At 47.9% G+C, this 25,423-nt stretch carries 22 protein-coding genes and 3 pseudogenes; 14 read left to right on the forward strand and 11 right to left on the reverse strand.

The features are described from left to right. Positions 1-52 precede the first annotated feature (52 nt). The 8 genes and pseudogenes from ATN88_RS14925 to bioA form a co-directional block, all read right to left on the reverse strand. Positions 53-895, reverse strand: coding sequence for an energy-coupling factor transporter transmembrane component T family protein (locus ATN88_RS14925; RefSeq protein WP_067417432.1), 843 nt, complete (start codon positions 893-895; stop codon positions 53-55). Beyond that, positions 892-2,585: pseudogene (locus ATN88_RS14930) on the reverse strand (ABC transporter ATP-binding protein). The gene ATN88_RS14925 and the pseudogene ATN88_RS14930 overlap by 4 nt, the downstream one beginning before the upstream one ends. Positions 2,586-2,593: 8 nt before the next feature. Then, positions 2,594-3,142: an ECF-type riboflavin transporter substrate-binding protein gene (locus ATN88_RS14935; protein WP_067417437.1), complete on the reverse strand. Its 549-nt coding sequence runs from the start codon at positions 3,140-3,142 to the stop codon at positions 2,594-2,596. A gap of 244 nt (positions 3,143-3,386) precedes the next feature. After that, positions 3,387-4,625, reverse strand: coding sequence for a serine/threonine transporter SstT (sstT, locus tag ATN88_RS14940; RefSeq protein WP_067417440.1), 1,239 nt, complete (start codon positions 4,623-4,625; stop codon positions 3,387-3,389). 360 nt (positions 4,626-4,985) lie between these two features. Beyond that, positions 4,986-5,648 (reverse strand): ChrR family anti-sigma-E factor, encoded by a 663-nt coding sequence (locus tag ATN88_RS14945; RefSeq protein WP_067417443.1) that lies wholly within the window; start codon positions 5,646-5,648, stop codon positions 4,986-4,988. Further along, positions 5,641-6,273, reverse strand: a complete 633-nt coding sequence (locus tag ATN88_RS14950) for a sigma-70 family RNA polymerase sigma factor (RefSeq protein ID WP_067417446.1) — start codon at positions 6,271-6,273, stop codon at positions 5,641-5,643. Before ATN88_RS14950 ends, ATN88_RS14945 begins: the two co-directional genes overlap by 8 nt. 68 nt (positions 6,274-6,341) lie before the next feature. Next, a complete protein-coding gene (locus ATN88_RS14955) occupies positions 6,342-6,818 on the reverse strand; it encodes an LON peptidase substrate-binding domain-containing protein (RefSeq protein ID WP_332308911.1) in 477 nt (158 codons plus the stop codon). A 161-nt stretch (positions 6,819-6,979) separates the two neighbouring features. Next, positions 6,980-8,236 (reverse strand): adenosylmethionine--8-amino-7-oxononanoate transaminase, encoded by a 1,257-nt coding sequence (bioA, locus tag ATN88_RS14960; RefSeq protein WP_067417449.1) that lies wholly within the window; start codon positions 8,234-8,236, stop codon positions 6,980-6,982. A 153-nt stretch (positions 8,237-8,389) separates the two neighbouring features. Between bioA and bioB the strand changes: the two genes are divergently transcribed. From bioB to bioD, 4 genes are read left to right on the forward strand one after another with little or no spacing between them, the layout of a single operon-like run. Beyond that, a complete protein-coding gene (bioB, locus tag ATN88_RS14965) occupies positions 8,390-9,442 on the forward strand; it encodes a biotin synthase BioB (protein WP_067417623.1) in 1,053 nt (350 codons plus the stop codon). Positions 9,443-9,457: 15 nt separating this feature from the next. Next, complete coding sequence (gene bioF / locus ATN88_RS14970) at positions 9,458-10,633, forward strand: 8-amino-7-oxononanoate synthase (RefSeq protein WP_067417452.1); 1,176 nt, start codon at positions 9,458-9,460, stop codon at positions 10,631-10,633. Further along, positions 10,630-11,445: a malonyl-ACP O-methyltransferase BioC gene (gene bioC / locus ATN88_RS14975; RefSeq protein WP_067417464.1), complete on the forward strand. Its 816-nt coding sequence runs from the start codon at positions 10,630-10,632 to the stop codon at positions 11,443-11,445. Before bioF ends, bioC begins: the two co-directional genes overlap by 4 nt. Then, positions 11,438-12,118, forward strand: coding sequence for a dethiobiotin synthase (bioD, locus tag ATN88_RS14980; RefSeq protein ID WP_067417467.1), 681 nt, complete (start codon positions 11,438-11,440; stop codon positions 12,116-12,118). The genes bioC and bioD overlap by 8 nt, the downstream gene beginning before the upstream one ends. A 79-nt stretch (positions 12,119-12,197) precedes the next feature. Here bioD and ATN88_RS26175 read toward each other — a convergent pair whose 3' ends face one another. Further along, positions 12,198-12,374 (reverse strand): hypothetical protein, encoded by a 177-nt coding sequence (locus tag ATN88_RS26175; protein WP_198158382.1) that lies wholly within the window; start codon positions 12,372-12,374, stop codon positions 12,198-12,200. 280 nt (positions 12,375-12,654) lie between these two features. Here ATN88_RS26175 and htpX point away from each other — a divergent pair, with 280 nt between their 5' ends. The 6 genes from htpX (at position 12,655) to ATN88_RS27495 (ending at position 19,425) form a co-directional block, all read left to right on the forward strand. Continuing rightward, a complete protein-coding gene (htpX, locus tag ATN88_RS14985) occupies positions 12,655-13,536 on the forward strand; it encodes a protease HtpX (RefSeq protein ID WP_067417470.1) in 882 nt (293 codons plus the stop codon). A gap of 108 nt (positions 13,537-13,644) precedes the next feature. Beyond that, a complete protein-coding gene (locus tag ATN88_RS14990) occupies positions 13,645-14,004 on the forward strand; it encodes a VOC family protein (protein WP_067417472.1) in 360 nt (119 codons plus the stop codon). A gap of 113 nt (positions 14,005-14,117) precedes the next feature. Beyond that, complete coding sequence (locus ATN88_RS14995; protein WP_067417475.1) at positions 14,118-16,418, forward strand: penicillin acylase family protein; 2,301 nt, start codon at positions 14,118-14,120, stop codon at positions 16,416-16,418. A 106-nt stretch (positions 16,419-16,524) separates the two neighbouring features. Then, positions 16,525-18,072 carry a DUF1800 domain-containing protein gene (locus tag ATN88_RS15000; RefSeq protein WP_067417478.1) on the forward strand — a complete coding sequence of 516 codons (1,548 nt, stop codon included), beginning with the start codon at positions 16,525-16,527 and terminating at the stop codon, positions 18,070-18,072. Continuing rightward, the gene (locus ATN88_RS27490) at positions 18,069-18,635 is read left to right on the forward strand and encodes a DUF1501 domain-containing protein (protein ID WP_232313244.1); all 567 of its coding nucleotides are present in this window, start codon (positions 18,069-18,071) and stop codon (positions 18,633-18,635) included. Before ATN88_RS15000 ends, ATN88_RS27490 begins: the two co-directional genes overlap by 4 nt. A 73-nt stretch (positions 18,636-18,708) precedes the next feature. Continuing rightward, positions 18,709-19,425 carry a DUF1501 domain-containing protein gene (locus ATN88_RS27495; protein WP_232313246.1) on the forward strand — a complete coding sequence of 239 codons (717 nt, stop codon included), beginning with the start codon at positions 18,709-18,711 and terminating at the stop codon, positions 19,423-19,425. A 73-nt stretch (positions 19,426-19,498) separates the two neighbouring features. On the opposite strand, the gene ATN88_RS15010 is transcribed toward ATN88_RS27495, so the two are convergent. Then, the gene (locus ATN88_RS15010) at positions 19,499-20,164 is read right to left on the reverse strand and encodes a type 1 glutamine amidotransferase domain-containing protein (protein WP_067417483.1); all 666 of its coding nucleotides are present in this window, start codon (positions 20,162-20,164) and stop codon (positions 19,499-19,501) included. Positions 20,165-20,293: 129 nt separating this feature from the next. Here ATN88_RS15010 and ATN88_RS15015 point away from each other — a divergent pair, with 129 nt between their 5' ends. After that, positions 20,294-21,187: a LysR family transcriptional regulator gene (locus ATN88_RS15015; RefSeq protein WP_067417486.1), complete on the forward strand. Its 894-nt coding sequence runs from the start codon at positions 20,294-20,296 to the stop codon at positions 21,185-21,187. Between the two features lie 74 nt (positions 21,188-21,261). On the opposite strand, the pseudogene punC reads toward ATN88_RS15015, so the two are convergent. Next, positions 21,262-22,472, reverse strand: a pseudogene (gene punC, locus ATN88_RS15020) (purine nucleoside transporter PunC). A 156-nt stretch (positions 22,473-22,628) separates the two neighbouring features. Here punC and punR point away from each other — a divergent pair. From punR to ATN88_RS15035, 3 genes and pseudogenes are all read left to right on the forward strand, one after another. Further along, positions 22,629-23,530: pseudogene (gene punR, locus ATN88_RS15025) on the forward strand (DNA-binding transcriptional activator PunR). 135 nt (positions 23,531-23,665) lie between these two features. After that, positions 23,666-24,358 carry an MOSC domain-containing protein gene (locus tag ATN88_RS15030; RefSeq protein WP_067417489.1) on the forward strand — a complete coding sequence of 231 codons (693 nt, stop codon included), beginning with the start codon at positions 23,666-23,668 and terminating at the stop codon, positions 24,356-24,358. A gap of 349 nt (positions 24,359-24,707) precedes the next feature. Beyond that, entirely contained in the window at positions 24,708-25,316 is a 609-nt protein-coding gene (locus ATN88_RS15035; protein WP_067417491.1) for a hypothetical protein, read from the forward strand. Positions 25,317-25,423 lie beyond the last annotated feature (107 nt).

Below are 25,423 nucleotides of genomic sequence, written 5' to 3' on the forward strand. Positions count from 1 at the left end.
ACAAAAAAGGAGCCTTTTGGCTCCTTTTTTACTTTGGGTTGCTAATGGTGAGTTAGCTAAATGGGTACCACATCATCGCGGTTTCCATATTGCGCTTCACCAAAGCCAACGTAACTAACAAAGCAAGGACAGCAAGTAGCGCCCAGTCTTTACTGGTTAGCGCGCGCTGATTGTACCAAGTACGTGAATTGTGACGGCCAAAGCCGCGCAGCGTCATCGCATTAGATATTTCGTCAGCGCGATCCAAGCTAGAGAAAATAAGCGGGATCAGAATTTTGGTGACGCCTTTGAATCGTGCCATCAAAGGGGCGTTTTTCGAAAAATCGACACCGCGAGCTTGCTGCGCATGCATGATGTTGATGAAGTCATTCTTCACTTCCGGCAAATAGCGCAAGGTCAGGCTAACCGCATAGGCGACTTTGTAAGGCACGCCGATACGGTTAAGGCTAGAAGCAAACTCTGTTGGATGTGTTGTGAACACAAACACCAGCGCAATAGGGAACATGCTGAAATACTTCAATGTTACCGTCAGCAGGTAATACAGTGTTTCTTGGGTAAGAGTATAGTTACCCGGTAACGTCACAAGCTCTGTTGTGGTGCCAAGGACTTCTGTCCCTTGTTGAGGCGCCACCATAAACATAAAGATGGCGTTGGTGGTCAGGACACTCAGCGTACCCAACAGCAGTGGTTTATAGACCTGAAATGCCACGCCTGTGGTCTTTAACAGTATCAGTCCCAGAAGGATCATCGCCACGATAATGCGCAGATCAAAGGTTGTGAGAACCACGGTGATCCATGCCATTAAGAGTGCGAACTTGGTGATGCCATTGAGCGTATGCAATGGTGACTTGGTATCAACGTAGTTAATGCCAAATTTCATCTTAGAGGTTTTCATTTCGCACTGCTCTCTGCGTCGATAAACTGCTGCATAAAGCCATTGATATCAGCGATGTTGCACTTCTCGGCGAGCTGATAAAGGCTGGTGGTGGTCAAGTTTGCGGTATCCAACAACGCAGGTTGGCTGAATACTGTTGTCATTGGTGCGTCGGCAATCAGTTTGCTGTCTGCAATCACAATGGAACGGGTTGTGTATTCCAACACCAAATGCATATCGTGAGAAATGATCATTACGGTCACGCCACGCTCTTTGTTCAGACGTTTGATAAACGACAACATCGCCGTGTAGTTGCGATAGTCTTGACCCGCTGTTGGTTCGTCCAAAATCAGAAGCTCTGGTTCCATCACCAGAATAGAAGCGATGGTGACACGTTTTTTCTGACCGTAGCTCAGTGCATCGACAGGCCAGTGGCGATATTTACTCAGGCCACAAAATTCCAGCACTTCCAACACACGCGCTTCAATCTCTGCATCGCTTAAACCTTGATTACGAAGCCGAACGCCACTTCATCCATGATCATGTGATGACAGATCATATGATTTGGGTTTTGCATCACCACGCCAACTTTTTTGCTGCGCTCGTAAATGCTCAAATCTGCAAAGTTGTCATTGCCGAAGGTGATTTTGCCTGCATCTGGGTCAATCACACCCATGATGAGCTTGGTCAGCGTAGATTTGCCCGAACCGTTTTTACCCAACACAGAAACTATTTCGCCACGACGCACTGAGAACGAAATGTCTTCCAGCGCGTTTTTCTCACCGTCATAGGAATAGGTGATATTTTCTAGTGTCAGTAGCGTGTCGCCAGCTTCTGGCACGTCCTGTTTTGCATAAGTTGAATGCCATGCTTGAACCGTTGGTGCAAAGGTGTTGATGTCCATTTGCTCCAAGTAAGCAGGCTTATCTTCTGCTTTCAATTGACAGCCTGCGTGCTTCAACGCAGAGAAATAAAGTGGCTCACGGATACCATGCTTTTCTAGCAGGCCAGACATCATCATGTCATTTGGTTCCATGTCAGCAACGATTTGTCCGCCGTCCATCAGAATCACGCGATCAACGTGTTTGGTCAGCACATCTTCCAAACGGTGTTCGATGATGATGACCGTTTTATCGGTTTCGCGGTGCAGTTGATCAATGATCTCGATAGTGCGCTTGCCCGTTTTCGGGTCAAGTGCAGCCAAAGGTTCGTCAAACAGCAGAATGTCAACGTCATCGACCAGAATACCTGCCAGAGAAACACGTTGCTTTTGACCGCCAGACAAATCTTGCGGTGCATGGTTTAGAAGGGTTTCCATCTCCACCATACGTGCTGTGGACTTCACTAGCGGGTACATTTCAGCAACCGACATACGTTGGTTCTCAAGCGCAAAGGCGATGTCTTCGCCCACACTCAGGCCTACGAACTGGCTATCGGTATCTTGAAGAACTGTGCCGACTTGTTCGGTGAATTGAACAAGCTTCATCGTTTTGGCTTCTAGGCCATTGATCAGCAAAGAACCTGACGATTCACCTTCAATAGAATGCGGGATGAGGCCGTTAATACATTGGCCAAGGGTGGATTTACCGCTGCCGCTTGGGCCGACGATAAGCACTTTCTCGCCTTTATTAATTGTGAGGTTAATGCCCTTCAGAGTCGGGTTAACCAGCGCGTCGTAGCGAAAAGTGAAGTTATTAAATTCGATGGTCATAGCAAAAATTACGCTTCGGTCAGGTTACGGCACTGTTTATTGCGTTTGGCGACAGATTGAAGAATGAAGTAGCCAACAACAGTCACAAGAAGTGCGTTACCTAATGCGATGATGCAAAGCTGTAAAAATACCTTGGTGAAAGGTTCAGCGTACAAAACGGTATCCAAGAATGCAGAAATGCCGTAGCCAACCACATTGCCGAGAAGTGCTAAAAACGAAAACAGCACAACGTCGAATGCTGAAAAGTTGCCGTACTTAAGGCGCTTTTTGGTCAGGATAGGGAAAAGGCCAATAACCAGTCCCACAATGCCCGAGCCTAGTACCCAGTTCAGCCAAATGCCCCAGCCCGCGAAAAGGTCAGTAACCCAGTGGCCGATAAAGCCAACAAGAAAACCAACGACAGGGCCGAACAATACAGAAAACATAGCCAGGATGGCCATCGCGGGTTTAAGCGTGGTATTTGCAAATACCGGGATACCAAACATAGGTAAACCGCCAATACCGTAAAGTGCCGCTCCGATGGCAATAATAACGACTGTTTTCGCAGAGAAATTCATAATTGTTCCTTTGCTTAGGATGCGAAGAAGGCCGAGTTAAGCCGCATCTCATGCAAAATTTTAAGTGGTTCACAAAAAAGAGGCGGGATTATATAGGATAAAGGCCCAGAAAGGAAAGCTAAGAGTCTAGACGTCTAAAAAATCCTGTAAATCAGAATAGACACAAATTTGAGGGTGCGATGGGATCAGAGTTGAGATAAATAAAAAAGGCGCCGAAGCGCCTTTTAAAAGAATATGTTAGGTTCTATTTCGCGATGCGTGCTTGCATAGCTTCGCGCTCTACAGCACGGCAAGCCGCAGCGGTGAACACAACGTCAGTGGAGCTGTTCAATGCTGTTTCCGCAGAATCTTGAACAACACCAATGATGAAACCAACCGCAACAACCTGCATAGCGATATCATTTGGGATACCAAACAGGTTACATGCCAGTGGGATCAGCAGCAGAGAACCGCCCGCAACACCTGATGCGCCACATGCAGAAACCGCAGCGACGATACTCAGCAGAAGTGCAGTTGCTGCATCAACTTCAATACCCATGGTGTGAACCGCAGCCAGAGTCAGCACAGTGATAGTGATTGCTGCACCTGCCATGTTGATGGTCGCACCCAGTGGAATCGACACAGAGTACGTATCTTTGTCCAGGTTCAGCTTGCTACACAGTTGCATGTTAACCGGGATGTTTGCCGCTGAACTGCGAGTAAAGAAGGCAGTAACGCCACTTTCGCGCAGACATTGGAACACCAGAGGATATGGATTGGTGCGCGTTTTCACCCAAACGATCACTGGGTTTACAACCAAAGCAATGAATGCCATGGATGCCAGCAATACTGACAAGAGGTGCGCGTAACCCAACAGAGCTTCAAAGCCTGTTTCTGCAAAGGTTTTTGCTACCAAGCCGAAAATACCAATTGGTGCCAGCTTGATGATGTTCTTAACGATGAACGAAACGCTTTCTGCTACGTCACCAAACACGGTCTTGGTTGTGTCTGATGCGTGGTGAAGCGCGATACCCAAACCGATTGCCCACGCCAGAATACCGATGAAGTTACCGTTCATCAGGGCATGAATTGGGTTATCAACCACGCTGTAAAGCAAGGTCGTGATAACTTGAACAATGCCTTCTGGCGGTGTTACAGCTGTTTGTGATGGTGTCAGCGTCAGTACCGTAGGGAACATAAAGCTGAGTGCTACCGCTGTAATCGCCGCAGAAAATGTGCCGATAAGGTAGAGCGTGATAATAGGGCGTAGGTGGGTGTGTTGGCCTTTACGCTGGTTGGCGATAGAGGCTGCTACAAGAACAAAAACCAAGATTGGAGCAACTGCTTTCAGGGCATTTACGAATAAGTTACCCAAAAAGCCGATGGCTTTTGCGCTGTCTGGCGAAACGCTAGCTAGCGCGACGCCTGCGATAATACCTACCAGGATCTGGACGACCAGACTGGTATTGGCAATTTTCGCGAAAGGTGATTGTGTTTGCTTCATTTTTTCTCACTTCACTGTGTTTTTTATACTGAAACCGCCTCAACGCGCCGCATCGACATCATGTCAATGTGCTCACTATGAAAGGTCATTCGTGACAAATAAGGCTTGAGGATGTTTCGGTATAGTTGTGTTAACGCTTGTTAATCGAAGCGATTAAATCAGGTCAAGGAGTAATCTGTAAAGCAGAAAGTAACATAATATATCTTCTTAGATCGCAATTGCCTGATTTAATAACAATCAAACGATAACAATCAATGTAAAATATTGTTGATTTTATTGTTAATAAAAAGTTCTCCTGCGACAAAAAAAGCACCCGAAGGTGCTTTTCACGCTTATTTTTCGCCGTTGAGACGGTGTGTGTTAATAAATCACTCTGCCAACGGTATTGAGCAATTGGCTGACGCCTTTTGTAAAGTGAAGCGGGGCGTCGGCAACCGTGTAACATAGGCAGCCGTCATGGGTATGTGGCGTGTGATGGTTGCTGGCATCGAGCACAATGAAATCACCGGGCACATAGCTATCGTGCTCATCTTCAAAGTGTCCGCTGAGCAGCAGGGTGACTTCCATACCTTTGTGAGTGTGGCTTGGTACACTGCCGTTCATGCCGATATGCAAAAGACTTGCTCTCATGTCGCCTTCGTTTAACGGCAGACGAGCACGACTAATGGCACCAATCGAGCTCCATCCAAGATGGTGATAGCGTCGCAGCGCGATAGGTAGCGTGTATCTGTCACCGCCAACATCAATTTCAGACGCAGGGGATGGACTAACGAGAGTCAAGGGTGCGCTGGTGTCATTAATAATGGCTGACATCATGCCAGCGAATTCATCTTGCGCTTCTTGTGCTGCAGCTTCTTGTTTGTCGAATGCTTCAGCAGCCAATTCTTTCTCAAACTGAATCACTTTTGCTTGGCAGTGTTCGCACATTTCACAGTGTGCAGACACGGCAATCGACATGGATGCGAGTAGCGATCCTGCTGCATGCTCTTTCAGGAGGTCATCAGACGGGTGGTACTTAATCATCATTCACCTCCAGATGAGTGCGTAATTTTTGTAAACCAAGGCGAAGGCGCGATTTGATCGTGCCTAGGGGAACATTGAGTTGGTCTGCAAGCTCTTGGTGTGTGAGCTGCTTGAGGTAAACACCTATAACGACTTGTTGCTGTAAATCGGGGAGCAAATCAATGTAAGACAAAAGCTGCGTTTGAATCTGATCTTGCAACGCTTCATCTTCCTGCTCGCCGCTCTCTCCGTCTATCAAAGGCCAGATATCTCCGCTTAGGCAATCCTCGCGGTTGCTCTTTACCTTTCTCAGCATGTCAAAGCTAACGTTACGCATGATTGTAAAGACCCAGGTGGACGCGCCACCTTTAGAGCCATCGTACAAATGCGCTTTGCGCCAAACCAGCGTCATCGTTTCTTGCACAAGCTCCATGGCTTGACCGTCAACTCGAAGATGCCGCAGCCCGTAGGCCTTTACCTTGGGAGCAAAGTATGTAAACAAGGTTGCAAAAGCAGGTTCGTCTCTATCGACGGCGACGCGCTGTAAAAGCTCAGCCAGTTGTTCTGGTGAAGGTGCTGACATAGAAGAATGACTTCTTGGGCGATTCTTGATAGTAGGATTATACGTGTTTTCAATCCTTTCCATGATGCCTATATCCTGATATCTGTCGTTTCTTGACCTTCTTAACAAAACGAATGGAAGAGGGAAAAGGATCACTCGGGGCTATTGTTTTCTTCAATCAGGAGCATGGAGATAAAGTTCTTGGCCTCGTCCAAGTCGGATTGCGCCATAAACCATTGTCGTTGTTGATTGCCAAGGGGGAGGATTTCGAGCCAGCGCTGGCATACCCAAGAGAGATTGTCGATATCGAGGGTTTGATTGTATTGCGCAGCATGTTCTGGATGAGATTCGAACAGTGCTTCAAGTGCTTGTCCCAACACACCAGCATTTTCAGTGGACGCGGGCCATTCAGGTAGAAAGGACACATCTCCCTTCCACAACCCATCAGAGTCCTGTTGTGTAACATCGGTAATTTGAACGCGTGAGGCACCTTTTATCGTGATGCCGAGAAGGCCATCTGGCAGGGTTTCGAAGTCCACAATGTGCACCAATGTGCCATAAGCACAAATGGCATCGCCGTCTTTCATAGCGAGAACGAATCCGCGGTTATCCGCCATCGATTCTTTCACCAAACGCACGTATCTCGCTCGAATATTCTCAGCTTCGTAATGCCGTTTGGGAGCAAAAATATGGGAAGCGGGAAAAGACCTAATTGCATTTATACCTCCGTGAATTACCTCCAAAAATACGGAGGCAATTCCGGGAGCGATCACATCTGTGTTTCAACTTGTCAGATACAAGAGGCAATAGCATCAATAAGTTGCTTCAATTGGTCGTCACTGATGTCATAAGGCGGCATCACGTAAACCAGTCGACCAAAAGGTCGAATCCAGACACCGTGCTCGACAAATCGTTTTTGAATCTCTTCGAGATTGACGGGGGCATGTAACTCCACGACACCAATCGCACCAAGCCATCTCACTTTGCTGACCTTGTCATGCTCTGCCAATGTCGGAAGATTTGAAGCAAACACGCTTTCGATATTCGACACTTTTTCCTGCCAGTTAGTGTCCTGCAAGAGTTGCAGGCTGGCATTGGCAACTGCACTGGAAAGTGGATTACCCATAAACGTTGGCCCATGCATGAAACAACCCGCTTCCCCACCACAAACAGTATCTGCAACGTGTTTTGTGGTGATCGTGGCGGCCATTGTCATGTAGCCACCGGTAAGGGCTTTACCAACACACATGATGTCTGGCGTGATATCAGAATGCTCACAGGCAAACAGTTTTCCTGTTCGACCAAAGCCTGTGGCAATTTCGTCGGAGATCAGCAAGATGCCAAATTCATCGCACAATTCGCGAACACGTTTTAGATAGGTAGGGTGGTAAATACGCATGCCACCGGCACCTTGTACGATAGGCTCTAGAATTACTGCCGCAATCGTATCTTTATTTTCAATCAGTTTGGTTTGGAAATCTTGGATGTCTTCCTCTTGCCAGTCTTCGAAAAAACCGCAAGTCGGCGAATCAGCAAAAATGTGCTCAGGTAAAAAGCCCTTGTAGAGCTTATGCATTGAGTTATCAGGGTCGGTCACTGACATCGCGGCAAAGCTGTCGCCATGATAACCGTGTCGCAAGGTAAGAAATTTTGCCCGAGGTGTGCCTTTTGCGTGCCAATACTGCAATGCCATTTTTAAAGACACTTCTACAGAGATTGATCCCGAGTCACACAAGAAGACCTTCTCCAACGCGTCAGGCGTCATCTCAACCAGTTTTTTACATAGGTTGATCGCCGGATCATGTGTGATCCCGCCAAACATCACATGGGACATTTTACTCAACTGCTCGGTCACGGCCTGGTTAAGCACAGGATGGTTGTAGCCGTGGATAGCCGCCCACCATGAAGACATGCCATCAATCAAAGCTGTACCGTCTTCGAGATAGAGGTTTACGCCATTGGCGTGTGTTACCGGGTAGCAGGTGAGGGGCTCAAGAGTAGACGTGTAAGGATGCCAAATATGGTCGCGGTCGAAAGAAATATCCATGTATAAATAATGTCCAATTGTAAACTATGTGATTCGTTCTCTGTTGACATTGTAAAGGCGGACTTTAGACTGAACAAGCTATACCGAAAAACACTTACGAAAAGTGTCAGAGTTTTTTTCGGTATATCAATCAACCAATTCGAGGTACTACAGGTGGAAGTTCGCCATAACTGGACTGTCGAGGAAGTGCAGGCCCTCTTTGAAAAACCCTTTATGGATTTGATGTTCGAAGCGCAACAAGTTCATCGTCAGTATCAGCCTGCGAACCAGGTGCAAGTCAGTACACTTCTTTCCATCAAAACAGGTGCTTGCCCAGAGGATTGTAAGTATTGCCCACAGAGCGCGCATTACCGCACAGACGTGGAAAAAGAGCGTTTATTGGAAGTAGAGCGTGTGCTCGATGCTGCACAAAAAGCGAAACGTTCTGGCGCAACCCGCTTCTGTATGGGAGCCGCGTGGAAAAACCCTAAAGCGCGTGATATGCCTTACCTCAAGGACATGATTCAAGGCGTCAAAGGAATGGGATTAGAAACCTGTATGACATTGGGGATGTTGACGTCCGATCAAGCCACAGAGCTTGCGGACGCTGGCCTTGATTACTACAACCACAATCTCGATACCTCCCGAGAGCACTACAGCAATATCATCACAACCCGTACCTTCCAAGATCGCCTAGACACTCTGTCCCATGTGCGTGAAGCAGGAATGAAAGTATGTTCTGGTGGCATTATTGGTCTTGGCGAAAGTGCCTCGGACCGCGCGGGTTTGCTGGTGGAACTTGCGAATTTGCCGCATCACCCAGAGAGCGTGCCAATTAACATGTTGGTGAAAGTGAAAGGCACCCCGCTTGAGTCTGTCGATGACGTTGAGCCTTTCGATTTTGTGCGTATTATCGCTGTCGCTCGAATCATGATGCCGAAATCCGCTGTTCGTCTGTCTGCTGGTCGTGAAAACATGAACGAGCAGATGCAGGCGATGTGTTTTATGGCGGGCGCAAATTCCATCTTCTACGGATGCAAATTGCTGACCACACCAAACCCTGACGAAGATTCGGATATGCAGCTATTCAAAAAGCTGGGTATCAATAGCGAGCAAACCAGTCAAAAGCCCGATGAAGTGCAAGAAGAAGTATTGATGAACCAAGTGGCGCAACGCGTGGCGTCGCGTCCTGGTAAAGATGACTTGTTCTACGAAGCGAACGTTTAGGGAGTTGCCTAAACCATGACGCACACATGCCAGTTGCATCGCCGTATCGAGCAAAAGCTTGAAGATCGCCGGCAGAAGAATCTTCATCGGCAGGTTAACACCTTCCAACAAAATAGTGCTGGTCTTATCGATAGAAGTGGCCAGCACTTCATTAACTTTTCCAGCAATGACTATCTGGGCTTAGCGTCTGAACCTGCATTAGTAAATGCTTGGCAAGAGGGGCTGACGCTTTATGGTGCGGGCAGCACTGCGTCACCGCTAGTCACGGGCTTTAGCAAACCTCATGAAGAGCTAGAAGCGGCATTGAGTGACTGGCTTGGTTTTGACCGCGCGATTTTGTTTAGCAGTGGTTTTTCTGCCAACCAAGCCGTCTTGTTCTCCTTGCTCGAAAAAAATGACCTCCTTATTCAAGACAAGCTAAATCACGCCTCACTGATGGAAGCTGGCATGCTTTCAGAAGCAAAGATGAAGCGATTTCAGCACAATGATGTTGAAAAACTCCGAACGGCATTGATGTCAGATAACACCTCAGCGGCAAAGCTTGTGGTGACAGAAGGGGTGTTCAGCATGGATGGAGACTTGGCACCGCTTGCTGATATCCATCCTATTTGTCGACAACAGAAAGCATGGCTGATGGTTGATGATGCTCACGGTGTGGGCGTGCTGGGAAATGAAGGTCGCGGTAGCTGTGACAATGCAGGAATTAAACCGGACATCTTGATTGTGACCTTTGGTAAAGCGTTCGGCATGATGGGAGCGGCGGTACTTTGTAGTCAAGACCTCCACGATTACCTGACGCAGTTTGCCCGTCACTATGTCTATTCAACGGCGATGCCGCCTGCGCAAGCACATGCCTTGTTACATGCCTTGTCCGCCATTCGGACGCAGAGTTGGCGACGAGAGAAGCTTGCCACCCTATCCGAGGTATTTCATGAGGTGCTGGACGATGTCTTTGGCATCGTGAAAACACGCACGCCGATCAAACCCGTGATTATTGGTGATGTGGAGAAGATGCAAGGCATCGCTTCATCCTTAAAATCACACGGTTTTTGGACCGGGGCTATCAGACCGCCAACGGTGCCAGTAAACAGTGCGCGTCTTAGAGCAACATTGTCGGTTAATCATTGCGAAAAGCAGGTGAGAGAATTTGCTTCAACGTTACGGCACTTATTAACGGCGGAGGAAGTATGAGCCAAGCAGAATCTCTGACGTTTGACAGTGTCGAGCAATTAAATGAAGAGAAAGCCGCCATCAAAGCAGCCTTTGGACGCGCTGCGGCGACTTACGATAAGAGTGCGGCTTTTCAACGCCGAGTTGGGCACGCACTGCTGGATCTCGAAGAAGAATGGAGCGGCAAGAGAGTGCTCGACTTAGGATGTGGCACAGGCTATTTCACCGAGCAACTGCTGCATAAAGGCGCGAACGTAGTGGCACTCGACTTGTCTGAGCAAATGTTGGATCAGGCGCGTTTGCGTTGCGGAGGCAGTGCTGAGTACGTGTCTGGCGATGCGGAGTGCTTGCCGTTTGATGACGACAGTTTTGACATCGCATTTAGCTCACTAGCACTGCAATGGTGTAATGATTTATCTATACCTCTCAGAGAGTTGCGCCGCGTTGTGAAACCTGGTGGTAAGGTTATATTTTCAACACTTATTGATGGATCGTTACAAGAGCTGAAACAGGCGTGGCAACTCGTTGATCTGCATCAACACGTTAATGACTTCTTAACATTAAATCAGGTAAAGCTTGCGCTTGCTCAATCTGGCTCGCAAAACTACACCCTAGAATGTAAGCCACTTGTTGAAAGGTATCCTTCTGCAATGGCTCTTATGCGTGATTTGAAGGGTATTGGAGCAACACATTTGTCTGAAGGACGAAATGCGGGACTGAGTGGAAAGGCGCGCTTTTCGGCATTAGAAAATGCCTACCGTGCTTTCCAATTTGAAGACGGTACGGTTCCCGCAACATATCAGGTTGGCTTTGGAGCGATTCACAATGACTAAAAGCTATTTCGTGACAGGCACGGATACAGAAGTAGGTAAAACAGTTGCATCGATGGCAGTGATGCAGGCGATAGCCAAGGCAGGGTATCGCATCGCTGGCTACAAACCGGTCGCGGCTGGCAGTAAAGAAACAGATGAAGGGTTGATGAACTCAGATGCCATTCGATTGCGTGCAGCATCGAACGTCGAATTGGCTTATGAAGAGGTAAACCCATGTCTGTTGGATGCAGCATGTTCACCACATATCGCTGCTGAATTGGAAAATAGAAGTGTTGATTTCAGCACTTTGTCGAACGGATTGAGAAACATTCAATCTAAAGCAGACGTTGCTTTGGTCGAGGGCGCGGGCGGTTGGCGAGTACCTGTCAGTTACGACAGCACACTGGCCGACTGGGTGAAGGAAGAGAAACTCCCTGTCATTCTTGTCGTAGGTGTAAAGCTTGGCTGCTTGAACCACGCCTATTTGACGGCAGAAGCAGTGCGCAGAGATGGATTGGAAGTGGTGGGCTGGATAGCGAACCGCGTCAATCCGGGCACTGAACATTACAGCGACATCGTAAAAACGCTAGAGCATCACTTACAGGTGCCTAAGCTGGGCGAGATCCCATATCTTTGCTCAGTCAAATCTCGCGATTTGAGCGAGTACATTGATATCAAACCTCTGGGTCTATAACCAATGAGTTTGTAATCAGAAAGAGAAAAAGCCAGCTTTTCAGCTGGCTTTTTAGTATTTGGTACAGCGTATTACCAGACTATTTGTTGTCTTCTGGCAATAGACCCATAAGTGATTGCTGCATTTCGGAAACTTGTTTCAACTTTCTGTTTTCGTCGTCAGCAAGACCGAGCTCTGCACAGGCTTCATCAAAGCTCATTCCTAAGTGACAGCAAAGGATATCGATTGCTACTCGATAATTTTCTTTGTCAGCCATGTTTCTCTCTCCTTAGAATCGCGTCCCTAAGGACGCAATAGCATGTTCGTCGACACGCTTCCCGTTTTCCAACACGTTATGTATTCTGCGTTGAAATTTCAACTCGACCAAAGTCTAAGATGTGAAAATTTTCGTCGTCAAGCGTCCGGTATAAACATAGCAAGAAAAAGCGAGTTGCAAGAATTTGTGTTTTAAATTGTTACACAGGGTTGTTTTTCCCCTGTTTGACCCTACTATCTGGGGGAGTGAGCGCTTCTATCAATCGGAGAAAAGATAACTAATGAAACGCATCGGTTTATTTCTGTTAACTAACCTCGCGGTTCTGTTTGTATTCAGTATCGTACTGAACATTGTGTATGCCGTAACGGGCATGCAACCAGGCAGCCTCTCAGGTCTGCTGGTAATGGCTGCGCTGTTTGGTTTTGGTGGCTCTTTGGTTTCGCTGATGATGTCGAAATCAATGGCACTTCGCTCTGTTGGCGGTCAGGTTATCGAACACCCACGCAATGAAACTGAACACTGGCTGATGAGCACGGTTAGCCGTCAAGCTCAGCAAGCGGGTATCGGTATGCCGACTGTTGCTATTTACTACTCAGATGACATCAACGCATTCGCAACTGGCGCAAAGCGTGACGATTCACTGGTTGCTGTTTCAAGCGGTCTTTTGGAAAACATGACGCGCGATGAAGCAGAAGCCGTATTGGCGCACGAAGTTAGCCACGTTGCTAACGGCGACATGGTGACCATGGCACTGATGCAAGGTGTTGTGAATACCTTCGTTATCTTCATTTCTCGTCTGATCGCTGGCGCAATCAGCGGCATGAACAGTGATGAAGATGGTGAAGGTGAAGGCGGTAGCTGGATGACGTACTTCATTGTATCGTCAATTCTGGAAATCGTATTCGGCCTGTTGGCGAGCATTCTGACCATGTGGTTCAGCCGTCATCGTGAATTTAAAGCTGACGCAGGCTCTGCGAAGCTGGTGGGCAAAGAGAAGATGATTGCAGCCCTTGAGCGCCTCAAAGTGAGCCACGAAAGCCGCTTGGAAGGCTCTATGATGGCGTTTGGTATCAACGGTAAGAAATCGCTGAGTGAGCTGTTTATGACTCACCCACCGTTGGACAAACGTATCGATGCGCTGCGCCGTGGTGAGCACCTGTAATCACGCATGCGAATAAAGAAGAAAACGCCTCCCATTGGGAGGCGTTTTTGTTTCTGGCTGCTAGTGTTATTGGATTCATAGAATATCCATTGGCTAGAGGACACAAGCATGAATCCAGTAGGTTGGTTTGAAATTGCGGTGGCAGACATGGAGCGTGCCATTGCGTTTTACGAAAAAACATTCAATTTCACGTTACAACGCCACGATATGCAGGGCACAGACATGGCGTGGTTTCCTGTCGAAAAGGACGTAGCTTATGGTGCGACCGGCACTTTGATTGCCGGCGAAGGTTATGTGCCTGGGGCTTCATCCATCATGATTTACATCGGCGTTGAGAGTATCGATGACGTTTTGGCGAGAGTGCCAGCAGAGGCCATTATTGAGCCAAAAACCGACATAGGTGAGTTTGGTATTTACGCACACATACTCGACAGCGAAGGAAATAAAATCGGGATCCACAGTCACTAATTTCGCGTATTTCTTGCCTCGAAGATCGCATGACGAAAGTCGTCACATTGCGTTTACGACCTTTGTCTGTATTTTAAACGCTGTGGTCTGAAATTTTTTACAGGGGCAAGGGAATGTTTCGAAAAATCAGAGCCGTATTTATTGTTCTGATCTTGCTGGCACTTCTGGCAACCGCCGTTGTGTATGGGATCCTCACCATGAGTCTTCCCACGCTGTCTGGTACGACCGTGTCTGACGGTGTTTCCCAAGAAGGACGACTTCAGCGAGATGACCTTGGTACGGCTATTATTATTGCCGAAAACCGCAAAGACGTTTCTTACTTGCTTGGCTATGCCCATGGTCAAGACCGCTTCTTTCAGATGGATTTGCTTCGCCGAAACGCGGCTGGTGAGCTAGCAGAGCTGTTTGGTGATGGCGCGCTAGACATCGATAAGCAACGTCGTTTCCACTTGTTCCGTAAACGCAGTGAAGCGTTGGTTAAGGGGCTTCCTGCCGAGCATCAAGATCATCTAAAAGCATACGCTGAAGGTGTGAACGACGCCCTAAGCCATCAAACTTACCCTTCTTTTGAATATGTACTGGCGCGCGCGGAAAGAAAACCGTGGAAGCCAGAAGATTCTTTGCTGGTGATTTTCAGCATGTACCTTGATTTACAAGGGCGAGGTATCGACCGCGATATCACGATGGATATGTTGAATGCGCACTTTGGACCAGACATGGTGGCATTTGTCAGTCAACCATCGGCCTATCAAGCGGCACTGGACGGCAGTGAGTTTGAAATCAACCCTGCACGCATTCCTGAACTAGACCCAAAACATAAACAAACGGCTGTTGTGACGGAAATTGAGAAGCTAGCGCTTGTTGGTAGCAACAACTGGGCAGTCGGCGGCACCTTGACTGAGACGGGCAAGGCCATGTTGTCTGACGATATGCACTTGGGAATGAATGTGCCAATCATTTGGTATCGCGCGCAGCTTAACTATAAAGAAGATGGGCAAACGCGCCAAATCACGGGTGTCACCTTGCCGGGCGCACCCGCTGTGGTGGTCGGTACCAACGGACATGTCGCGTGGGGATTCACGAATGGGTACATCGATTCAGTGGATTGGTACAAACTCTCCGAAGAGGACAGCACTAAATTCATAACGGAGAAAATCCCAACGAAATCGAGAGAGGTGAGTTACCTGCTTGAGATGAGTGACTTTGGCCCTGTTCGACACATGAACGGAGAACGTTACGCCGTTTCGTGGGTGGCATATCAAGATTACGCCGTCAACCTGAACCTCTTCAATCTTGAAGCTGCTGAGACGGTGGATGATGCCCTAAAAGCATCGAAGCAAACGGGAATTCCTGTCCAGAATATGGTGTTGGCAGATGCAGAGGGAAATATTGGCTGGCAAGCGACAGGAGCCATTCCTAATCGACGCTCACCACAATCAATGCCAGTCAACGCCTCGCAGTTCGATCGCGATTGGTTTTTCCAAGCCACAGACGTGCCATTTGCGGTGAACCCTGAAGACGCACGAATTTGGACGGGTAACAGCCGAGTGGTGAGCGTTGAACAAGATGCACGTTTCGGAAACGGTGGTTATGCGCTGGGTGCCAGAAGCGAGCAAATTCGCGACAGATTGCGAGAAAAGGAAAGCTTCTCGGCGAATGATTTCTACCAAATCCAGCTCGACAATGAAGCGCGATTCCTCGCGCGCTGGCATGAATTGCTATTACAAAAACTCCAACAAAAGCCGGAGTTGTACGCGCAAGATATTCAAGCATTAAAAGACTGGCAAGCCTGCGCCTGTGCGGATTCCGTCGGTTATACCTTGGTGCGAAAATACCGTGATGCATTAATGGACAGCCTTTTTGCACCAGTAGAAACCGTGCTTCGCAATCAACAAGCATCCATTTGGGTGGTTGAAAGGCAGCTTGAACCCGCGCTGTGGCAGCTAGTCGGCCAAACCCCGAAAAGTTGGCTGCCAAAGGGATTCGACGATTGGGATGTGTTCTTTATCTCGACCTACGAAACGATGAAGCAAAACCTGATGCTTGAGATGACAGGGCATACTCACGGCCCATTGAACGCATTGCGTTGGGGGGATGTGAATACGTTGAAAGTGCAGCATCCTTTCAGTCAGCAAATACCAATGCTGAGCAAACTTCTTGATATGCCTTCCGTAGAGGGTTTTGGCGACCGTTACATGCCAGCCGTTCAGGGGCGCGCTTTCGGTGCGTCGCAGCGATTGATCGTACAACCGGGCAATGAAGAAGAAGGCATATTGACAGTGCCGGGTGGTCAGAGTGGGCATCCATTGTCGGCGTTTTATCGTCGAGGGTTTGATGAATATGCCAAGCAGGGTTCAACGCCATTGTTACCGGGTGAGCCTGTTCATGAGATCACCTTCAGACCTGCTCCATAAAACCAGAGGTGGTTAAGGCTTGCTCGCATTGAGGTATGACTCGCATTAAAATGAGAAGGTTGCTGGGGCTTTAATCCCAGCCTCTCTTTTCATTTGAGGCGAGAAAATGTCAACGTTTGAACCCAGCCAGTCCAGTTTCACCACATTTTCTCAAGCTTCACGATGGCTAGACATAGCTACTTTTGGCCCGCATAACGGCCAGCCGCAAAGCCTTATCCATCAATATCCACGCGACTGGTTTAATGTGCAAATCGCGTTGACGCCTAGCTCTCATCATCAACAAATTCTCAGACAATTTCGCGCGCAGGACAAAGGTAAGATCCCTTCACGATCGTCTCGTATTCGCGCTTGGCTTGATATCGCTTTCTACGGTGAGGATCAGCTTAGACAAAGGCTTGGGTATGTGCTGAGCCAGATCTTTGTGGCGTCAGACCGAGACGCGACACTGAGTAAAAAAGCGGAAGCGATGGCGGCTTATAACGATCTGCTTTGCCGTCATGCATTTGATAATTACAAAGTGTTGCTCAAGGCTGTTTCTGTCTCGGCGGTTATGGGGCACTACCTCACCATGGTTGATAACAAGAAAGGTGATGCTGCCGGTAGAAAGCCTGATGAAAACTACGCACGCGAAGTCATGCAGTTGTTTTCCATGGGTCTTAATGAACGCAACCTTGATGGAACGTTGAAGCAAGATGCCGACAGACAGCCAGTGCCTTGTTACAGCGAGAAGGACATTCAAGAACTGGCTCGCGTGTTTACCGGATGGGTGAGTCAGGACAAAAAGCTCATCGAACCGATGACGACGAACGAGACGTTCCATGACCGAGGAGAAAAGCAAATCCTCGGTCACCGTTTTGAGGCTGGTGTGTCTGCAGAAGCGGAGATGGATGAAGTGATGGAGATCCTTCTTCAGCACCCGTCGACACCACCAAACCTTTGTAAGAACCTTATTCAGAAGCTAGTGACTTCCAATCCATCGCCTGCTTATGTAAAGCGCGTTGCTTCAGTGTTTGTGGACAACGGAAAAGGTGTTCGTGGCGACATGAAAGCAGTATTCTGGGCGATATTGTCAGATGAGGAAGTCTTCTCTCAGTCTTCGCCCGCCATCAGTAAAGTTCGAGAGCCTTGGTTATCTTTGGTGTATATCTATCGCGCCTTGAATGCGAAACCAGGAGGCAACAACCCGCTGGTGGGAACCGACTTGGTATACCTGCGCACGTGCAACCAATATCCGCTTGGTTCACCTTCCGTCTTCAATTTTTATCAGCCTGATTATGCGCCTCAAGGAATTGTCAGTAACGAGGGGCTGGTGGCACCTGAAATGGAAATCGTTGATTGGTCGCATGTTATCTATGTGCACAATCAAATTTTTGCGATGACGAGACTTAACCTCCAAGGGCCGGATAAACCCAATCAAAAGCAGCTTTATGTCGATGTTGAATCCTTAAAAGCGCATGTTAATCGTGGTGACATTAATGGGTTTATTGATGAAGTATCGATGCGCTTTTTCAATGGGCAAATGCCAAACGAATTACAGCATCACCTCAAAGCGCAATTTAATGGCGTGAAACTCAATGCAGGGAAGTGGGTGCAGAGGCTTCTTTTTTTCGCTCTGTCATCACCTTATTTTCATGTGATGGAGAACCGTGCATGACACTAAATCGACGCGATTTTATTAAGTCTTTAGGTGCAGCGAGTGCGACGGCGATGGTGCCGGCAAGCTTTAGCACGTTTGCTAGCGATGCGGATGACTACAAAGCGTTGGTGTGTGTGTTCCTCAAAGGCGGGAATGACTTCTTCCATCAAGTCGTCCCGTTGAATAACGCGCAATATCAAGACTACGCCAAGGTGCGCCAGCAGTTAGCCGTGCCAAAAGCTCGCTTGCTTCAAACAGGCATTCAAGATGAACAAGGTATAGAGCTGGGTCTGCATCAATCGATGAAATCGCTTTTGCCTTTGCTAAAACGCGGCAAAGCAGACTTGGTGTTAAATGTTGGGCCTTTGACTCAACCGACGACGCGAGCGGGTATATCGTCAGGCAACGCCGTTTTGCCTCCAAACTTGTTTGCTCATAACAAGCAGCAAGAAACGTGGCAGCACTGCTGGCAGGGCGACGACTACAGCAAGACGGGTTGGCTTGGCATGACGGCCGATGTCTTGATGGATGAACTGGGAGCATGCCGAATTGCTTTTTCACGGGCGCAAACTCCCTGCTAGACGGGCATGCAAATCAAACCATGTATGTGAACAAAAATGGCTTTGAATCTCTGAAAGGCTGACCAGCCCAGCAATGCGGAACACTTACCAGACCATCGCGAATGACGCTTATGCATCGCCACTTGCGAAAAGCTATGCCAATGTTGTAGCGGAAGCCATTACCGCGCAGAAACAAATGGCCAAAGTGGTGGCTAAATTCCCGCTGGATAATCGGATCCCCAAAACAAATTTGGGGCGACAGTTCCGAGCGATTAAACAGATGATGGATGCAGCGAGCATGTTCGGCCATAACCGGCAGGTTTTCTATCTTGCGGTGGGTGGATATGACACGCATGACAATCAACTCAGTCGCCAAGATAAGCTGATGAAAGAATTTGCAGAAGCCGTTGCTGGTTTTTACAACGCGCTAGAGCAAGAAGGTAAAACGGATGCAGTGCTGACCTGCACCTTGTCAGAGTTTGGGCGCACACTTCACGATAACTCGCGAAAAGGCACCGATCATGGCTGGGGTGGCGGCCAATATATCTTCGGTGGTGGTGTTACATCGGGAAGTTGTTTTGGCGAATACCCAGTATTCAAACGTAATGGGCCGGATGATAACGGTGATGGTCGCTTGATTCCTAAGATTAGCCACGAACAATACGCCGCTTACATGGTGAAGTGGCTAGGGTTGAGCGAGGCGGGAGTAAACACGATTTTTCCTAGCCTTCACCAATTTGGTGGTCCCATGGCGAAAATGACAGCGTTGTCCACAGCTCTTGGGCTACATAGAAAAACATCAGAAGCGTAATGTACAACTGTCAGTGTTGAGCAGACAGTAAATCGCTCAACACTGACGTTTCTTAATGAGGCTACTAATTATTTCAACAACTCGACCATGCTTGACCCACGCCATGCGCACTCGCCGGGTTTTGACCCGTTACCAGTTTGCCGTCGACAATCACGTGTACGCCCCAAGGCTGAATCTTACTGAATTTTGCAGCTTTACGCGTCAGAGACTCTTCAAGTAAGAATGGAATATCGTTGATCGTACCGAAATCCACTTCCTCTTCGCGGGTAAATGCGGTGACCGTTTTGTCCGCAATCATTGGCTGACCATCGCTCAGCGTGATAGGCAGCAAAGCCGCAGGGCCATGACATACCGCACCTACAACACCACCACGTTCATATAACCTCGCGGTGAACGCTGCTGTCTGTGAATGGCTTGCTAAGTCAGAGAGAAGACCAAAACCTCCCGGATAGAATATCGCGTCGTAATCATCAGCATTGAGTTGGTTGACGGGAATCGTATTGTTCACACGAGATTGAAATTCGTCGTTGTTGAAAATTCGGGTGTTCACTTCGTCATCTTCGGTGTTTTCACCGTAGAAAGGAACCTTGCCACCAAGGATAGAGGCAACGTCATAGGTAAAACCTGCGTTTAGAAATACGTCCAAAGCGTGAGTTAACTCTGGCGCATACGTACCGTTTGCTTGGTCAGTGGTACCCAGCGTAGCGTGGTTGGTGACAATGATCAGAACCTTTTTCATGTTGTAATCCTTTTGATGTGACCGAAAAGCGAGACGTCTAATCGCTTGATGAATTCACTGTATACTTTCGCAATAAGAGTGATAATCCATTAAAATTGAAAACCGTCTTTGCTATATGGCAATAATGAAATGAACAAGCACGCTCTCAACTTTGAAGGCATTGTAGAATTTGTGACTGTCGCGGACGCCAGAGGATTCAGTGAGGCCGCGCGTCGACTGGGTTGTTCTGTTAGCCACGTATCTCGCCAAGTTTCTCGTCTCGAACAACGACTAGGAACGGCTTTGTTTGCGCGTTCTACACGCTCGGTCAAGCTGACGGAAAATGGAGAGCAATACTATTTACGATGTCAGGAATTAGTTAATGGGCTTTCTGAAGCCAACGAATCGGTAACGAGTTCACAGCTCGAATTGCAGGGCACGTTGCGGATCAGCATGGCTGGGTCGTTTGCTGAACAGTTTGTGGCACCTGCATTGGTTGAATTCGCAAAGCTGCATCCTGAACTCACAGTCGAGGTAGATTTCAGTAGTCGACGTGTCAACTTCATTGAGGATGGGTTTGATTTTGCGATCCGTTACGGTCGCTTACAAGATTCGGGCTTGGTGGCAAGAAAGCTTGCGGATAGAAGCCTGATGGCTGTTGCTTCAAAAGAGTATCTTTTAGATAACGGTGAGCCAGACGTGCCTAAAGCATTGGCGAAACATTCATGTTTAATCACCAACAACGATACGTGGGTATTTGAGCAAAATGGCAAAGAAATTCCTGTGAAGGTTTCAGGCCGTTTTCGATGCAACAATGCGAAAGCGATTGTAGATGCGTGTAAAGCGGGATTGGGTATCGCTTACATGCCGAAAAGCAGTTTCCAACAATCCATCGCGGAAGGGAGCTTAGTGCCTATCCTAGAGCCATTTTGGACCGACAACATCACGTCTTGGATAGTGTATCAAAATCGCCGCTTCTTACCGCTTAAAGCACGCCTTGCAATCGATTATTTGTTGGCGCATTTTAGCGAGTGGCGTGAATAGAAAACGCGATTGTCAGAGTCAAAAAAAACACCGCCTACGAAACCGTAGGCGGTGTTTTTAATTTTTATTTAGGCTTAAGCCGCTTGCGCGTTGTCTTCAATCACGACGCGGTTACCGCTCCAGCTCAGTGCCAGACCCAGTACAACCGCTGCTGCTGCACCCATCATTACCGCTGACACAGTCAGCAAGCCGTGGATTGCCATTGCAGATACCACGCCACTTGCTACGAAGCAGATCATGGTTTGCAGGAAGTTCAGAAGACCTGCTGCAGTTGCGCTACACGTTTTGAATTCTTCCAGTGCTTTGTTTACCACGATTGGGTAAATCGCGCCGTTTGCTACCGCTAGGAAGCAGAATGGGATAAGCACAGGCCAGATGTTGGTCACGTCTGTCTGCCAAGAAACAACGAAGATAGACACAACGCTTGCTACGAACAGACCAACAAACCATGCAACAGAGCTGAGCCATCATATTTGTTCAGCAGTGCACGACAGCTATAGCCACCCACGATGAACGCGATAGTCTGAGGTACGTAGCTCATGCCGATGTCAGCACCGCTGTAACCCATTGCAGTCATCACGAATGGTGAACCTGTCAGCCAAGCGAAGAACGCAGCAGAACAGCCAGCAAAGATCAGCATGTTGCCGATGAACTTGCGAGAGCTGATGATGTGCTTGTAATCGCTAACCAGTTTCGCGCCAATTTTTTCATCAGAGTTAGCAACAGGCGCACTTTCTGGTTGACGCAGTGTCGCTACCGCCAGAACAACGCCCAACGCTACCAGCGCGATGAAGATGCTGCGCCAGCCAGTGTGTGCTTCCAGTGCTGCACCTGCCAGAGGTGCCAGAGCTGGAGATAGCGCAACTAGTGGCATGATGGTCGCAAATACACGCTGAGAGGTTTTGCTGTCATAACGGTCAATAACCACCGCTTGCCAGATTACCGATGCGCTACATGCACCCAAAGCTTGCACAAAGCGAGATGCCAAGAACATTTCAATGCTGTTAGACATGAAGCAAGCTGCAGTTGCTACTGTAAACAGCACCATACCGCCAACCAGTACCTTAATACGGCCGATGCGGTCTGATAGCGGTCCATAGACGATTTGACCCAGCGCCATACCCAACAGGAATACGGTCAGAGACAGGCCGATCATCGACTGAGTAGTACCCATTTCAAGACGGATACTTTCAAAAGCGGGCAGATACATATCAGTCGCCAGAAAACCGAGCATGCTCAAGCCAGCGAACCAAATCATAGTTGTCATTGGAACAGAATTTTTCATTTTACTTGTCCGTTCATTTACCTTGGTTGCGGAGTCTATCTGTAGCGAAAAGCTCTGTGAAACGCTAATATTTCTCTACTGCTTTCAAAAAATTTGATTTGAAGTAAAAAGTGTTCAAACTCAGGCGATTTTTCATTCATTGAGCGGATTCAAAATATGTTTTCTTATCAAGATCTTCAGGTCGTTGACGCGGTAGCACGGCGCGGAAGTTTCTCCGCGGCGGCAGAAGAGCTACATAAAGTGCCCAGTGCGGTGAGTTATACCGTTCGTCAAATGGAAGAAAAGCTTGCTGTGAATTTATTTGAGCGACTGCACCGTGCAGTGCGTTTAACGCCGGCGGGCGAGTTCTTTGTCGACGAAGCGCGGTCGCTCATGAAACGTATGGATGAAATCCGCGAGCAAACGCAGCGTGTCGCGAATGGGTGGACTCGCAGTGTCTCGCTGGCGTTAGATAATGTCGTACGTGAAGACCGAGTCGATTCACTGGTACGTGACTTTTATGATGCCTTTCCTGACGTGGAATTGCTGCTGACGATGGAAGTGTTCAATGGCGTGTGGGACGCACTGGCGTACGATCGCGCGATATCGCTATCGGTGCAACCGCAGCGGTACCTGTAAGTGGCAACTTGAGCTATCGCGATATGGGCATTCTGACGTGGCGATTTGTGGTGTCGAAGGATCATCCATTAGCAAGCCAAGCAGAGCCACTGAGTAATCAACAACTCATGGCTTATCCTGCCATTTGTCTTGAAGATACCTCGCGTATTTTGCCTAAGCGTGCAACTTGGCTGCTTGATAACCAGCGCCGTCTAACCGTGCCAAACTGGCACAGTGCGATTCAGTGCTTTCGAAGTGGGTTAGGCATTGGTGCCATGCCGTCACACATGGCCGAACCCTTTCTTGCGTCAGGCGAGCTGGTGGAGAAAGAGCTGATTGAACCGCCAGCCAAAAGCCCGTGTTGTATCGCTTGGCGAACGGATAAAGAAAATCCCGCGATTAACTGGATATTGGATTATCTGGGCGATGCAGAAACCGCGTATCGCGAGTGGCTGGAGTAGTCTTAATTGAAAGATTTCACAGCAGAACCACGTCGCATTATGTCGCATTGGAGTGTGGCAAACCCTTACATGAGCGATGCTATGTTATTCGTAATGCTGCTACGAAAGTGCGGGCAGTAAATGAATGAGGCTGATATGAAAAATAAGCACACTCTAAACGGCATTTACCGAGGAAAAGTAAATTCGTGTTATGGGTTGCAAACCGCGATCAATAAGACCCCTATTACAGGCCGCGTTTACCTATCACTTGAAGGGCTAGACGGTGACGAGTGTGCGGATTTACGACATCACGGCGGTTTAGAACGGGCATTACATCAATACCCGTTAGAGCATTATGCATATTGGCGAGATAAGTATGGCGAAGACATTGATTGGGTCGCCCCAGGGATGGGCGAGAACATCAGTGCGGAAGGCATGACTGAGCATAATGTTTGTCTGGGAGACCGCTATCAATGGGGAGAGGCAATTATTGAAGTGAGCCAACCTCGATCACCGTGTTTTAAGCTGAACAAGCGTTGGGGGATCGAAGGTTTTTCTGTTGATATGCAGGAAATAAGTCGGTGTGGTTGGCTTTATCGTGTTATCCAACCGGGAATGGTCAGCGTGACGGAGCCGTTGGAGCTGATTGCCCAAGAACCGAATGCAATGACACTTCATGAAACGTGTGACATTTTCTTTGGGGATCCGCTCAACAAGGAGAGGCTGTTGACGTTAAAACAGCAGCGAAAGTTATCAAACAGTTGGATGTCTAAAGTGAACGCGCGCCTTGAAAGCAATAATGTTGAGCGATGGGATTTCCGGCTGTTAGGTCGAGCGGAAAGCGAATAAATGGCAGAGGTGACGGTGGATGAGTCTGCACTCAGCTGTATGTTTGCAAATCAAGAGGCAATCACATTTTGAGGTTTTTTCTCTGCTTGGGCGCGAGATACCACGCTGAACCTACGTTTCTGATCTGAACCTAACTGACTTACAGCACCGAAGAAGCCAATTCTTAGTGATGAAAAAAGCCATTTTGGGGCTTTTTCACAAACCGATATCTTAAATGTTCAAAAATTGACGTGAAATCAAATAGTAACGAACGACTAAGGTACAATGTCTTGTTATTAAAAGACAAAATGTCGTGTTTAAACAGGACGTTTTGTCATCTAATACACTGTTAGGCGATAAGGAGAATGTCATGTACCTCAATAAAGAGGAATCCTTTGAAATGTTGTTCGAGAAACTCGATTCACTTGAAGTGGATCTTAATGAGGACATTACTGAACTGTTTAACATACTGGATGATAAAAGTGATTGGGCGTTTATGATCAAAGCTACTGCTTATATCGAGTTGGTTTTAACGAATGCTATCACCAAGCAGCTTTCTGAAGACACAATGTTAGCAGTAGTTAAACATTTACCTCTAATAAACAAAAATACAGGTAAGGTTGCTATTGCTCGTAACTTGGGCTTGCTTGATAAAACCCATGTTTCCTTTATTCAAGAGGTCGCATCTATCCGCAATGAATATGCTCACAATTTTGAGTATGTAGCAATGACACTCAGTGAATATTTTAAAAAACTAGAACCAAACAAAGCAAATATTAAATATCGCTCAATGTGCATTGATAATACTGGTGAACCTTATAGACAGTTACTCGAGAGTCGACCGCAGTTGGCTATTATTCTTGGTATTCTATTTGTCTCAATGAGGGTGAAGAGTGCGTTAATGACTTCGGAGGTTAAGTCAGAGCTTGAGCGTCTTGAAATGAAGACACTTCGAGACTTGGTGGGTAAAATCGCCTAACAAGCAATTCAAGCTGATTCGCAACACTCGGCATTTTTGGTTTGAATCAGCTTTAGTGAGTAAGGCGCAATGGTTTAGGTCTATGGCAGCGTTGCTCACAACTTAAT

This window comes from Enterovibrio coralii (assembly GCF_001559595.1).
In the GTDB taxonomy this organism is placed as follows: domain Bacteria; phylum Pseudomonadota; class Gammaproteobacteria; order Enterobacterales; family Vibrionaceae; genus Enterovibrio; species Enterovibrio coralii.